This is a genomic window from Nitrosomonas sp. Is24 (assembly GCF_033063335.1).
Lineage (GTDB): Bacteria > Pseudomonadota > Gammaproteobacteria > Burkholderiales > Nitrosomonadaceae > Nitrosomonas.
The window spans coordinates 672,982-686,369 of record NZ_JAWJZG010000001.1; the positions used below are offsets into that span (position 1 = coordinate 672,982).

The 13,388-nt window shown below is 50.5% G+C and carries 13 protein-coding genes; 5 read left to right on the forward strand and 8 right to left on the reverse strand.

What is annotated here, in order from left to right; translation table 11 throughout:
• Positions 1 to 7: 7 nt before the first annotated feature.
• Together radA and R2103_RS02965 are read left to right on the forward strand one after the other, a co-directional pair.
• On the forward strand, positions 8 to 1,357 hold the full coding sequence (radA, locus tag R2103_RS02960) for a DNA repair protein RadA (protein ID WP_317530052.1): 1,350 nt from the start codon (positions 8 to 10) through the stop codon (positions 1,355 to 1,357).
• A 32-nt stretch (positions 1,358 to 1,389) separates the two neighbouring features.
• The gene (locus tag R2103_RS02965; RefSeq protein WP_317530053.1) at positions 1,390 to 2,169 is read left to right on the forward strand and encodes a ceramidase domain-containing protein; all 780 of its coding nucleotides are present in this window, start codon (positions 1,390 to 1,392) and stop codon (positions 2,167 to 2,169) included.
• A gap of 82 nt (positions 2,170 to 2,251) precedes the next feature.
• Here the strand turns inward: R2103_RS02965 and R2103_RS02970 are convergent, their stop codons facing one another.
• Entirely contained in the window at positions 2,252 to 3,622 is a 1,371-nt protein-coding gene (locus R2103_RS02970; RefSeq protein WP_317530054.1) for a DEAD/DEAH box helicase, read from the reverse strand.
• A 264-nt stretch (positions 3,623 to 3,886) separates the two neighbouring features.
• Complete coding sequence (gene tyrS, locus R2103_RS02975; RefSeq protein WP_121165659.1) at positions 3,887 to 5,089, reverse strand: tyrosine--tRNA ligase; 1,203 nt, start codon at positions 5,087 to 5,089, stop codon at positions 3,887 to 3,889.
• Positions 5,090 to 5,349: 260 nt separating this feature from the next.
• Between tyrS and R2103_RS02980 the strand changes: the two genes are divergently transcribed.
• Both R2103_RS02980 and R2103_RS02985 read left to right on the forward strand, forming a co-directional pair.
• Entirely contained in the window at positions 5,350 to 6,579 is a 1,230-nt protein-coding gene (locus R2103_RS02980; RefSeq protein ID WP_317530055.1) for a M23 family metallopeptidase, read from the forward strand.
• 78 nt (positions 6,580 to 6,657) lie between these two features.
• On the forward strand, positions 6,658 to 7,758 hold the full coding sequence (locus R2103_RS02985; RefSeq protein WP_317530056.1) for an anhydro-N-acetylmuramic acid kinase: 1,101 nt from the start codon (positions 6,658 to 6,660) through the stop codon (positions 7,756 to 7,758).
• Between the two features lie 32 nt (positions 7,759 to 7,790).
• On the opposite strand, the gene erpA is transcribed toward R2103_RS02985, so the two are convergent.
• The 6 genes from erpA to rplM form a co-directional block, all read right to left on the reverse strand.
• Positions 7,791 to 8,135, reverse strand: coding sequence for an iron-sulfur cluster insertion protein ErpA (erpA, locus tag R2103_RS02990; protein ID WP_090317411.1), 345 nt, complete (start codon positions 8,133 to 8,135; stop codon positions 7,791 to 7,793).
• Between the two features lie 54 nt (positions 8,136 to 8,189).
• A complete protein-coding gene (locus tag R2103_RS02995; protein WP_317530057.1) occupies positions 8,190 to 8,651 on the reverse strand; it encodes a polymer-forming cytoskeletal protein in 462 nt (153 codons plus the stop codon).
• Positions 8,652 to 8,663: 12 nt separating this feature from the next.
• Positions 8,664 to 9,398, reverse strand: a complete 735-nt coding sequence (locus R2103_RS03000) for a DUF6776 family protein (RefSeq protein WP_317530058.1) — start codon at positions 9,396 to 9,398, stop codon at positions 8,664 to 8,666.
• 61 nt (positions 9,399 to 9,459) lie between these two features.
• Positions 9,460 to 10,488, reverse strand: a complete 1,029-nt coding sequence (gene argC, locus R2103_RS03005; RefSeq protein ID WP_317530059.1) for an N-acetyl-gamma-glutamyl-phosphate reductase — start codon at positions 10,486 to 10,488, stop codon at positions 9,460 to 9,462.
• Positions 10,489 to 10,593: 105 nt separating this feature from the next.
• The gene (gene rpsI, locus R2103_RS03010) at positions 10,594 to 10,986 is read right to left on the reverse strand and encodes a 30S ribosomal protein S9 (RefSeq protein WP_292983454.1); all 393 of its coding nucleotides are present in this window, start codon (positions 10,984 to 10,986) and stop codon (positions 10,594 to 10,596) included.
• A 5-nt stretch (positions 10,987 to 10,991) separates the two neighbouring features.
• On the reverse strand, positions 10,992 to 11,426 hold the full coding sequence (gene rplM, locus R2103_RS03015; RefSeq protein ID WP_292985927.1) for a 50S ribosomal protein L13: 435 nt from the start codon (positions 11,424 to 11,426) through the stop codon (positions 10,992 to 10,994).
• A 236-nt stretch (positions 11,427 to 11,662) separates the two neighbouring features.
• On the opposite strand from rplM, the gene R2103_RS03020 reads away from it, so the two are divergent.
• Positions 11,663 to 13,375, forward strand: coding sequence for a glutamine--tRNA ligase/YqeY domain fusion protein (locus R2103_RS03020; protein ID WP_317530060.1), 1,713 nt, complete (start codon positions 11,663 to 11,665; stop codon positions 13,373 to 13,375).
• The last annotated feature ends 13 nt before the right edge of the window (positions 13,376 to 13,388 follow it).

Sequence of the window (13,388 nt, forward strand, 5' to 3'; positions counted from 1 at the left end):
CTTTTAAATGGCCAAATCAAAAACCATTTATTCCTGCACCGAATGTGGCGGCCAAACGTTGAAATGGCAAGGCCAGTGTCCGCATTGCCAAGCCTGGAATACACTGATCGAAACCATCGCGGAAAAATCCGTGTCGCGCTTCAGTCCGGTATCCGAAACCGGGCAGGTGCAGAATTTAAGCACCATCGAAGCGCGCGAAGAACCGCGTTATCCGACCGGCATCGAGGAATTGGACCGGGTGCTCGGCGGTGGCATGGTGCAGGGCGGGGTGGTGTTGCTGGGCGGCGATCCGGGCATCGGTAAATCGACGTTGCTGCTGCAAGCGCTGTCATTCATGTCGGCGCAGCATTCCGTGTTGTATGTCAGCGGCGAAGAATCGGCGCAGCAAGTCGCATTGCGAGCCAAACGTCTGGCGCTCGATGTGCGGTCAGTCAATTTGTATGCCGAGATTCAACTGGAAAAAATCCAAGCGGTGCTGGCTGAACGTAAACCGTCGGTGGCGGTGATCGATTCGATCCAAACGGTTTATTCCGAAGCGCTGCAATCCGCGCCGGGTTCGGTCGCGCAGGTGCGCGAATGCGCGGCGCAATTGACGCGTCTGGCGAAATCGAGCGGCACCTGCATCATTCTGGTTGGTCATGTCACCAAGGAGGGCGCGCTGGCCGGTCCGCGCGTGCTGGAACATATGGTCGATACCGTGCTGTATTTCGAAGGCGATATGCACTCCAGTTTCCGCATGATCCGTGCGTTCAAGAATCGTTTTGGCGCGGTCAATGAATTGGGTGTGTTCTCGATGAGCGAGAAAGGCTTGCGCGAAGTGAAAAATCCTTCCGCGTTATTTCTGTCGCATCACGACACGCAAGTACCGGGATCGTGCATCATGGTTACGCAAGAAGGCACACGCCCGCTGCTGGTGGAGATTCAGGCCTTGGTCGATGAAGCGCGTTCGCCCAGTCCGCGGCGATTATGCGTCGGGTTGGAACAAAACCGCTTGGCAATGCTGCTGGCGGTGTTGCATCGTCATGCCGGGATTCCGTGCTATGACCAGGATGTGTTCGTCAATGCCGTGGGCGGTGTCAAAATCACCGAACCGGGTGCCGATCTGGCGATTCTGCTGGCGGTAGTGTCGTCGCTGAAAAACAAACCGCTGGCGGAAAAAATGATCGTCATCGGCGAAGTCGGCCTGGCCGGTGAAATCCGCCCCGTGCAGCGCGGACAGGAGCGATTGAAAGAAGCCGCGAAACTGGGTTTCAAACAGGCGATTATTCCGCTGGCCAACAAGCCCAAACAAGCGATTGCCGGTATGAACATCATTCCGGTGGCGCGCATCAGGGATGCGGTCGCGCACATGCATTAGCCGCCGTTGAAAATTTCCGTGCACATAAACCCATGAACCGGCACATTTGGATACTGACGGGAATTTCGACTCTGATCATCGTGGCCGCCCTGTTGCTGGCGCCGTTTGCGCAGCCTGCCGGTTACCATCATTTCGCCGATCAACGTGGTTTTCTCGGCATTCCGAATTTCAATGATGTGGCCTCCAATCTGGCTTTTCTGTTCAGTGGCACCGCCGGTTTGATATTTCTGTGGAGCGTGCATCAAGATCCCGCGCAAACCACGTTTCAAGATCGCAGGGAAAGTTTGCCGTATTGGGTGCTGTTTTCAGCTATCGCCTCCGTCGCTTTCGGGTCCATTTACTACCACTGGACACCGGATATCGATCACTTGCTATGGGATCGCCTGCCCATCGTCATCGCCATAACCGCCCTGTTATCGGCCACACTGGTTGAGCGCATAAGCCGGGACGCCGGTCTTTGGGCTTTACCGCTGCTCGTTGTGCTGGCCGTGCTGAGCGTGTTGTATTGGTACTGGACGGAGCAGCAAGGCGCAGGCAACCTGAATTTTTATATTGTGATGCAGTTTTATTCGATCCTGCTGATTGTATGGATCAGTCTACGTTTTCCATCGCGTTACACGCATGGTAACGGCATCTATCAGATCATTGCGCTCTACGCGGCCGCAAAAGTATTTGAAATGCTGGATGCGCAAATTTTTGCCTGGACAAACGGTTGGATCAGCGGGCATACGCTCAAGCATTTGGTTGCTGCGTTTGCGGCTTATGGGATTGTGCGGGTGTTGCGGAAACGAGAGGCAGTGAAGTTATGTTAACGAATGCGTGTTGGCGTTGGGAAAATGCGATGTGATGGATCGCTTTGCCCCGCTATTGCGGAGCAAAGGATTTTAGAAGTGCTTACTTTGTGCGTGCAGCCTGAAAGCCTGCTTTGTTGCCGCTATTACTGCGGAAAGAATTGCCACGGTTTTCCTGATCGAATGGACGGCCGCGTTGTCCGCTGCGGGGTCTGCCTGATTCGTTGGCGGCGCCGAAGGCGGGGCGAGCGTCTTGGTCTGAGAAAGGCGAGCGTTTACGTTTTTGTGCCACACTCGGCGCGCTTTTCGGGCCATTACTCTGGAAACGCGGTTTGACGCGTGGTTCCAGGCCGGGAATGATGTGCGACGCGATGCGCTGGCCGGTGTAGCGTTCGATTTTCGATAAGTGTGCGCTATCCTTATTGGACGCGAACGAAACGGCAATGCCGGCTGCACCTGCGCGGCCTGTACGGCCAATGCGGTGCACATAATCTTCGGCGAATTTTGGGAGATCGAAATTAATCACGTGCGTGATGTCAGCCACGTCGATACCGCGCGCAGCGACATCGGTTGCCACGAGCACTTGCAAGCCGCCGTTACGCAACCGGGTCAATGTGCGGGTACGTTCGCGTTGATTCATATCGCCGTGTAATGCCGCTGCTGAAAAGCCTTGCGCATATAAGTTATCGGCCAAGGTATCCGCATCGCGTTTGGTCGCTGTGAAAACGATGGCTTGTTTCACTTTCTCGTCGCGCAGCACATGATCCAACAGGCGGTTCTTGTGCGACATGTCATCGGCATAATGTAACCGTTGTTCGATGTTATCGAGTTTGGCTTTTTGCGAGGCTACTTGAATACGTTTTGGCGTTTTCAATAGTTTTGTCGCAACTTTATCGATGGCATTGTCGAGTGTGGCGGAGAACAGCAAGGTCTGGCGTGTGTCCGGTGTTGCGGCTGCAATGGTTTCGACATCGTCGATGAAACCCATATCCAGCATGCGGTCGGCTTCGTCGAGCACGAGCATTTGCAAGCGTTTGAAATCGATACGGCCACGTTGGATGTGATCGATCAACCGGCCTGGGGTGGCGACCAGAATATCAACGGGTTGTGACAACAGTTTGTTTTGCAAGGGATACGGCATGCCGCCCAGGATGCTGACCACATTGATACGCGGCAGATATTTGCCATATTTCTTGGCTGCTTCGGAAACTTGCAATGCCAGTTCGCGGGTTGGTGTCAATACCAAAATGCGCGGTCCGCGGCTGCGCGCTTCCGATGGTGTTGCCAGCAGATGCAATGCCGGTAGCATGAAGGCGGCGGTTTTACCGGTTCCGGTTTGTGCGCTGGCCATCACATCGTGACCGGCGATTAATTCTGGAATCGCTTGTTTCTGAATCGGGGTCGGAGCGGTATATCCCGCTTCGCTAATGGCTTTGATAATAGCAGAGTGTAGATTTAAATCTTCAAAAGACACGTTGATTTCCTAAAAAAGTGAAATAGAACGCGCGGGCAAGAAAACATTGCCAAAATGGTGATGGTGCATAACCTTGCAAGCGCATTAATAAAGCATCGCCGCTAACCAAAGTTGTTGCACATTTTCCGGAAAAACTTGAAAAATTTAGGAGAGGCCAGGAACGATGAGACCAGGAAAGTTGATCGAATCAGAGATTCCGATCAACTTAGGCCGCGCAGTATAGCGGGTTCTTCCCGAGCATGCAAATTATTCGCAGCCGGTGAGTTACTGAATGATGGCTTTGGCGAATTTTCGTTTGCCGACCTGAATAACGACGGATTCTCCCCGTTTAATTTTGGTGGATTTATCTTCCACTTTTTCACCATCCAATTTGACTGCGCCTTGCTCGATCATGCGCAGCGCTTCGCTGGTGCTGGCAGTCAATCCGGCTTGTTTTAATAATTGCACCAGGGGAATTTCTCCATCCGTGGTTGGGATGATTTTTTCCGGTATTTCGTCGGGCAACGCGCCGTGTCGAAAGCGTGCTTCAAAATCGGCCAGTGCTTCTTCGGCAGCTTGCTGGCTATGAAAGCGTGCGACGATTTCCTGTGCGAGCTTGACCTTGATGTCGCGGGGATTGCGGCCATTTTCGACTTCTTCGCGCCATGTCCGGATAGTTTGCAGCGATTCAAAAGAAAGCAGCTCCAGATAGCGCCACATCAATTGATCCGATACCGACATCAGCTTACCGAAGATTTCTTTCGGACTCTCTGTGATACCGACATAATTATTCAGCGACTTGGACATTTTATTGACGCCATCGAGTCCTTCCAGCAGCGGCATCATGAGAATACATTGCTGTGGCTGGCCGAAATGCCTTTGTAATTCCCGCCCCATCAGCAGGTTGAATTTTTGATCGGTGCCGCCTAACTCCAGATCCGCTTTCAGTGCGACGGAATCGTATCCTTGTATCAAAGGGTAGAGAAATTCATGAATGGCGATGGGCTGGTTGTTGCGGTAGCGTTTATCGAAATCATCCCGTTCCAGCATGCGTGCGACGGTATGCGTTGCGGCGAGTTTGATCAGATCGGCGGCGTTCAGCTTATCCATCCAGGTGGAGTTGAAAACGACCTCGGTCTGTTCCTGTTTCAGTATTTTGAAAACCTGTGTGGTATAGGATTGGGCATTTTCCGCGACCTGTTCCCGTGTCAGGGGCGGGCGGGTGCTGTTCTTTCCACTGGGGTCACCGATCATGCCGGTGAAATCGCCGATCAGGAACAGAATATGATGTCCCATATCCTGTAACTGACGCAATTTATTCAGTAAAACCGTGTGTCCGAGGTGCAAATCTGGGGCTGTCGGGTCGAATCCTGCTTTAACCCGGAGCGGATTTCCAGAAATAAGCTTACTTTCCAGCTCTGTTTCCACTAATAGTTCGTGACTGCCGCGTTTTATAATTTCAAGATCAGATAATATTGATTTTTTCACGATATTGCTAAATTAATGATTCTTATTAAAATTTGTGTAATTAGAGAGAGTTTATTAGTACAATATTAGTTGTTTCCTAGTACAAATTAACTATTTTCGTGTTAGACTCGCGCCTGTTTGCAAAAATGATACAAATGACTGGAGGTACTTCATAGATGCTATATACGCCTATTAGCAATAAACAAGGGATTCTAGCTCAAAAATCATCAAAACTAACAAAAAAATCAATTCGCTGGCTGGTAGCTTTATCCAGCATACCATTGTTCGGTATAGTCACTGCATTCGGTATTGCACCTAATTCCCCCTCATTTGAAGAGATTCAAGTCGAAGAAGTCATTCTGGATATATCCATTCCAGAGGCTATTGCTGAGACTCAAGCGAATCAAACCTTCTGGCGCCAGGAAAATATCCGCCGGGGTGATACGATTGCAGCGATATTGAACCGCTTGGACGTGAGTAATCAGGATTCAACGGATTTTCTGCAGGCTGCGCGTGGAAGCCGCGCGATGCGTCAATTGAAACCGGGACAAACCGTTTATGCGCAAACGACGGCAGACGGCGAGTTGTTAACGTTGCGCTATTTCTTCGGTAACGAAGAGCTGTTTTTGATGGAAAAAACAGATGATGCATTCAAAATGACCGAACAATCGGTCGAGCTGGATACGCGGGTTCATATGAAGTCCGGCGAAATTAACAGCTCACTGTTTGCGGCAACCGATAATGCAGGCATACCCAATAACATCGCGATGCAATTGACTGAAATTTTTGCATCGGAAATCGATTTTTACCGTGATTTACGCCAAGGCGACCGTTTTACCGTCGTCTATGAAACATTCGCCAATGACAATGGCAAGCGCGCCAAAACCGGCCGTGTTTTAGCGGCTGAGTTTGTCAATAAAGGCAAATCGCATCAAGCGATATACTTTAAAGCATTCAATGGCGCGGACGGATATTACACTCCGGCAGGGGAAAGTTTACGTAAAGCATTCCTGCTTTCGCCGCTTACTTTTTCGCGCGTCAGTTCCGGTTTTACCAATGCGCGTTTTCATCCCATTCTGAAAGAATGGCGCGCCCATAGAGGCATAGATTATGCCGCGCCGACCGGTACGCCGGTTAAAGCGACAGCCAGCGGGATCGTGGCGTTTTCTGGTTCGCAAAAAGGATACGGCAATTTGGTTGTGCTGAAACATAACGGTAAATACGAAACCGCGTATGGCCATTTATCACGATTTGCCAGTGGGATGAGTAAAGGTAAGCGTATCAGCCAGGGAGACGTGATCGGTTATGTCGGCTCGACCGGCATGGCGACCGGCCCGCACTTGCATTACGAGTTACGTATCGACGGTGTGCAGCGCGATCCAACCAACGTGGTGCTGCCATCGGCCCCGCCGATTGCAAAACGGGATTTGAATACTTTCCAGAAGGAAACCCATGCGCTGGTTGCACGTTTGAACATCATGCGTAATATTCATCTCGCTGTATTGGAATAATTCCGGCTGATCATCACGGACGGCGGTTTTGACCTAACACCGCCGTCATCAACTCTGCTTTAAGCATCGAAAAATCGTTTGGAATCCGCTTACTATATCGGAATCATGTCTGGCACCAGTCTGGACGGTGTGGATACCGCTCTGGTTGACTTCAGTGCGGCCGCACCGGTGCTGCTGCGAACATTTTTTTGTCCGTACGATGACGTATTGCGCGAGCAGCTATTGGCGCTGCATCAACCCGGTCACGATGAACTGAATCGTGCGGCTATTCTCAGTAACCAACTGTCCTCCCTGTATGCACAAGCCACTGCGGGAGTATTGGAAAACACCGGCATCGCAGCGCGGCAAATTACTGCCATCGGGTGTCATGGTCAAACGATCCGGCATTGTCCCGATGCCGGTAAAAATTACACCATCCAGCTCATCAACGCCGCTTTGCTGGCGGAACTGACACAAATTACCGTTGTTGCGGATTTCAGAAGCCGGGATATTGCGGCGGGCGGGCAGGGTGCGCCATTGGTTCCGGCGTTTCATCATGCTGTTTTTAAACATGCCGGTCATCATCGCGTCATCGTCAATATTGGCGGCATCGCGAACATCACTCGCCTTGATCATCATCAGTCTGTCAGTGGTTTCGATTGCGGCCCCGGCAATTTATTAATTGATGCCTGGTGCTCGCGTCATACCGGAAATACGTATGACAAAGACGGGCAATGGGCGGCTAGCGGGCGCATCATCCCGGCGTTGCTGGAGCGCTTCTTATCCGAGGATTTTTTTGCCCGCAAACCGCCCAAAAGCACCGGCAGGGATCTGTTTAATCTGCATTGGCTGGAACAAAAGCTATGCGGTGACGAAGCGCCGCGCGATGTACAGGCCACTTTGCTGCAATTGACGGCAACGACGATTGCGTGGTCGATTGAAGAACATTGCCCGGCGGCTGAAGAAATCTATTTGTGTGGCGGCGGGGCACATAATACGGCGCTGGTTGATCGCCTGACCGCAAGCATGCCGGGAAAAATTGTGGCGTTGACCGATCAGCTGGGTGTCGCGGCCGATTGGGTGGAAGCTTTTGCATTCGCCTGGCTGGCGCATCAGACTATTGTACGGAAAGCGGGTAGTTTGGCGGAAGTGACCGGCGCTAAAGGAAATAGGATTTTAGGCGCGATCTATCCCGCCTAAAGGGCGGCTCGATTAACACTGCCGCGTGAAATTCATACCGAGAACGACGAGCCGCAACCACATGTGCTGCTAGCGCCAGGGTTTTTGATAACGAACTGAGCGCCTTTTATATTTTCCTGGTAATCAATTTCGGCGCCGATCAGGTACTGAAAACTCATCGGATCGACCAGCAGTTTGACGCCGTTTTTCTCCATGATGGTGTCATCTTCGTTGATGGTTTCATCAAAAGTAAAACCATACTGAAAGCCCGAGCAGCCGCCGCCGCTGACAAAGACCCTGAGTTTAAGATTATTGTTGCCTTCTTCGTCAATCAATTGTTTGACTTTAAAAGCCGCATTTTCAGTAAATAAAAGCGGGGTGTGATTTTCAGTGCTCATATTTGTTTATCCTCATAATTTTTTCAGTATAGCAAACATCCGGCGGCTTGCTGGCTATGATGCTTCCTTTTCTACCGCTATGTGCGCCTGACCGGCCGAGGGTGGCAATAATGTTATCATTTTCTCGGGTTGCTGCGCATTTCCGGATTCTGGTTTGTTGTGATGCAGCATTTTTCCGTCAACGGAAGCACCGAGCTGGATCTCTATCGAACCGTACTGCACATCGCCATGTACTTTCGCTTTTTCCTGTAACTCCAAATAGCCTGATGCATCGATGGGGCCAACTACCGTACCGTTGATGACAACATTAGCGGCCTTTATTTTTCCTTCGATGCGGCCTTCGGTACTGAGAACCAAGGTGCTGTTCTCATCATCGGTTGCAATGACATTGCCGGTAATATGTCCGTCAATCCGCAGGCCGCCGGTAAAATGAATATCGCCTGAGATATTTGTGTTAGCGCCAATCAAGGTATCGATATGATGATGGAGCTGGTTTTTCTTTTTTCTACCGAACATATTCTTTCTCCTTCACGATGCTGGTTGGACAGTTTCAGTAGCGATAGGTTTTTTGTCGCCATTTTTGTAAATTTGTACTTGAATGTTTTCCACGCTGGTGTCCGGTGATACCTGAAAATGCTCTTCCAGCCGATGAATGAACTTGAAACTGACCGGAAAATCTTGCTTGGAATTCTTGTTGACTAGCGGTATTACTTTACTTTTATCCTTCTGCAGCAATTTTACTTTGAACCTTAAGCTTCCCTTGAAATCATTCGGTCTCTCTCCGCCCTGAATGAGTGTTAGCGCGTAGCGGTACTGACCCGGTGTTTGCGTTTCTTTCAGGCTGAATTGATAAATGGAAATACCGCTTTTTGTATTGTTGGCGACAAGATTGTGGAAAAACTCCAGCTTTTCCTTGAGATGATCATTTTCGGCAGCGAGTGACTTTACTTCTTCGGCGAGATTTTCGTTAGCGGTATTGCTGATTTGCACTTGTTGAATCAAATCGCCGATTTGCGTGCACAATTTTTGTTTCTTGGTTTGCCGGCAACTGCCTGGATCAAATAGATACGACGTTTTTTCCTCAGTCCTATCGTCCAGCTCATCCACAGAGTGCCGGCCTGCTTCGTACATGCCCCAAGAGAGCGCGGTCAGTAAGGAGCAGATTATTGCAGTGACTGCTAAATAAAATTGCCATGAACGGTGCGGCCGCACGACAACACGCTGGGAGAGGATCTGCGGTTTTTTCTGGAAAAGCCTGAACACCGTTAAGCGCCTCGCCGATGCAAATTCGATTTATGCGCGAACACCGGAGTATTCAGCATTGTCAAGGCAGGAGCGGAACCTGATTGATGCCGAGGGTTTCGGGTAAGCCGAATAGGATGTTCATATTTTGTATCGCTTGCCCTGCCGCACCTTTGACTAGATTATCGGTTACCGATAGGATCACGACAGTATCGCTGTTTTGCGGTTGGTGCACGGCGATGCGGCAAAGGTTGGAACCGCGCACGGAGCGGGTTTCCGGATGTTTACCGGCGGGCAGCACATCGACAAAAGCTTCATTCTGGTAACGTTTCTCGTACAGCGTTTGCAAATCCACCTGTTTGGTCAGCTTGGCGTAGAGCGTTGCATGAATGCCGCGAATCATCGGGACCAGATGCGGAACAAACGTCAAACCGACCGGTTTCTTGGCTATATTGGAAAGACCTTGTTTAATCTCCGGCAGATGCCGGTGCCCCGGAACACCGTAAGCTTTGAAATTATCCGATGCTTCGGCGTGCAGGGTATGTACCTCGGCTTTTCGTCCGGCGCCGGAAACGCCGGATTTGACATCGGCGATCAGATGTTTGATATCGATCACACCAGCCTCGATCAGCGGCAGGAAGCCCAGTTGCACGGCGGTTGGATAACAACCCGGATTGGCGATCAGACGGGCATTCTTGACTTGCTCGCGATTAATTTCCGGTAAGCCGTATACAGCCTCGGCAACCAGATTAGGACAAGCATGCTGCATGCCATACCATTTTTCCCATTCTGCGACATCCTTGATACGAAAATCAGCCGCCAGATCGATGACTTTTACATCCGCTTTCAACAGGGATTCCGCTTGCTGCATGGCAATGCCATTCGGTGTGGCAAAAAAAACCACATCGCACTTGGTGAGTTTGGCGTCAGCAGGATCGCTGAATTTGAGGTCGATATGTCCGCGCAGATTGGTGAATAATTCCGCCACATTCATGCCCGCTTCGCTGCGCGATGTAATCGCTTTGATTTTCACTTTGGGATGTTGCGCCAGTAAGCGCAATAACTCTACGCCTGTGTAACCGGTTCCACCGACAATGCCGACATTGATCATCGTAACTCCTGTGATATTTCTTCGCTATAGGTTTTACTTATTTGCTATCCAATAAAAAAGCCGCCCGGAAAGAGGCGGCTTTTTGATAATTCCTGCGATAAAAAATTATCGTTTAGAGAATTGTTTGCGTCGCCGGGCTTTCCGCAAGCCTACTTTTTTCCTTTCTACTTCACGTGCATCGCGGGTAACCAGTCCTGCTTTACTGAGTACAGATTTTAAAGCTGAATCATAGTCAATCAGTGCACGCGTAATGCCATGACGTACTGCACCAGCCTGACCGGATTCGCCGCCGCCATGAATGTTTACCATAATATCAAAAGTATTGGCATTATTTGTAAGTTCCAGCGGTTGTCTTGCGATCATGCGGCCTGTTTCGCGAGAGAAGTAAACATCAATCGGTTTATCGTTGATGATAATCGCGCCTTTTCCCGGTTTAATAAAAACACGGGCAACAGCGCTTTTACGCCGGCCAGTACCATAATTATATTGAGTAGCCATAGATATTATGCTCTAATTTCAAGTGGTTTTGGTTGTTGAGCGGCATGTGGATGCGTATCGCCAGCATATATTTTCAATTTCTTTAGCATCGCATAACCCAGTGGTCCTTTAGGTAACATGCCTTTGACAGCCTTCTCAAGCGGACGGGTTGGAAAACGCGCGTGCATTTTCTTGAAATTGGTTGCGTAGATCCCGCCTGGATAGCCGCTATGGCGATAATAAATTTTATCTTCCGCTTTATTGCCCGTGACACGCAATTTGTCGGCATTGACCACAACGATATAATCGCCGGTATCAACGTGCGGTGTGTAAATGGGTTTGTGTTTACCGCGTAAACGGTAAGCAATCTGCGAAGCAAGGCGGCCTAAAACTTTACCGGTCGCGTCAATGACAAACCAGTCATGATTTACTTCGTGTGGTTTGGCTGAAAATGTTTTCACAAAAACCTGTCCTGCGTATTCAAAAAGAGCCGCGAATTTTAAGTCAGGGATCAACAAAAGTCAAATATAGAATGCGTTATTTTATGCCGGGTTGGCGTATTTTTGCAGTAAACCGGAAGCCAGCACGGCTTACCGAAGAATGATGGATTTTAAACCAATCGCCGCTATAATCTCATCCTATAAGGAATGACAAGCATTCCGCCTTAACGTATCAATCACATACCGAGAGACCCGCTTTGAAAGAAAAACCAGAAACCAATTCATCTGTTGAGGCAACACCGGCCAATTTTATCCGCAATATTATCGACGAAGATAATCGTTCCGGAAAATGGAACGGACGTGTGGAAACGCGTTTCCCGCCCGAGCCCAATGGCTATTTGCACATCGGCCACGCCAAGAGCATTTGCCTGAATTTCGGTATTGCACATGATTACGGTGGCGTGTGTCACTTGCGTTTCGACGATACCAATCCGGAAAAGGAAGCGCAGGAATATGTCGATTCCATTTGCGACAGCGTGTCGTGGCTGGGGTTCGATTGGGGCAAGCACCTGTATTATTCGTCCGATTACTTCGATCAGCTGTACGAATTCGCCGAATACTTGATCACTCAGAACAAAGCCTACGTCGAGAGTCTTTCCGCCGATGAGATCCGCGAATACCGCGGCACACTCATTCATCCCGGCAAGAACAGTCCCTATCGTGACCGCCCGGCCGCTGAAAGCCTGGATTTATTCCGCCGTATGAAGGCCGGTGAGTTTGCCGACGGTCAATACGTGCTGCGCGCCAAGATCGACATGGCGTCGCCCAACATCAACATGCGTGATCCGGTGATTTACCGCATCCGTCACGTGCATCACCAGCGCACCGGCAATCAATGGTGCATTTATCCGATGTACGATTACACGCATTGTATTTCCGACGCACTGGAGCGCATCACGCACTCCCTGTGTACGTTGGAATTTGAAGATCACCGCCCGTTGTACGATTGGGTACTGGATCAACTGGTAGGTAAAGTGCCGTGCCACCCGCAACAGATCGAATTTGCCCGGCTCAATCTGACCTACACAGTCATGAGCAAGCGCAAACTGATTGAATTGGTGGAGAAAAAACTGGTCGACGGCTGGGACGATCCGCGCCTGAGCACCCTCGCTGGTGTGCGCCGCCGCGGTTTTACGCCGCGTGCGATCCGCCTGTTTGCCGAGCGTATTGGTATCAGCAAGGCGGATTCCTGGATCGACATGAGCGTGCTGGAAGATTGCCTGCGCGAGGACTTAAACGAACATGCGCCGCGCCGTGTTGCCGTTCTGAAGCCGCTCAAACTGATCATCGATAACTACCCGGAAGATCAGCAAGAAGACTGCTTTGCGCCGAATCACCCGCAAAAACCGGAATGGGGCAAACGCACGATCCCGTTTTCCAAAGTGCTGTACATCGAACGTGACGATTTCATGGAAACGCCGGTCAAAGGCTATTTTCGTCTGTCGCCGGGCGCGGAAGTGCGTTTGCGTTATGCCTATCTGGTCAAATGCGTCAGCATCGATAAAAATGCGCAAGGTGACATCGAAGCGATTCACTGCACTTACGATCCCGATACCAAAAGCGGAACGCCCGGCGCGGATAGCCGCAAAGTCAAAGGCAATATCCATTGGCTCTCGGTCAAGCATGCGCAAGTAGCGGAAGTGCGCTTGTACGACCGCTTGTTTACCGATCCCCATCCGGATAGCGGCGACAAGGACTACAAAACCGCACTGAATCCCGGATCGAAACAAATCATCACCGCGTATGTGGAACAATCGCTGTGCGATGCGCAACCGGAACAAAGCTTCCAGTTCGAGCGTAACGGCTATTTTGTCGCCGACCGGCTCGATATGAAACCCGGTAAGCCGGTGTTCAATCGCGCGGTGACGTTGCGCGATTCGTGGGGGAAGGCTGTGGCTTCAAGTGTGTAAGGAGACAAAACAG

Bases quoted from the DNA above. Each gene is read 5' to 3' on its own strand.
- radA (WP_317530052.1), top strand. From the start codon at position 8: ATGGCCAAATCAAAAACCATTTATTCCTGCACCGAATGTGGCGGCCAA.
- R2103_RS02965 (WP_317530053.1), top strand. From the start codon at position 1,390: ATGAACCGGCACATTTGGATACTGACGGGAATTTCGACTCTGATCATC.
- erpA (WP_090317411.1), bottom strand. From the start codon at position 8,135: ATGAGCACTGAAAATCACACCCCGCTTTTATTTACTGAAAATGCGGCT.
- R2103_RS02995 (WP_317530057.1), bottom strand. From the start codon at position 8,651: ATGTTCGGTAGAAAAAAGAAAAACCAGCTCCATCATCATATCGATACC.
- argC (WP_317530059.1), bottom strand. From the start codon at position 10,488: ATGATCAATGTCGGCATTGTCGGTGGAACCGGTTACACAGGCGTAGAG.
- rpsI (WP_292983454.1), bottom strand. From the start codon at position 10,986: ATGGCTACTCAATATAATTATGGTACTGGCCGGCGTAAAAGCGCTGTT.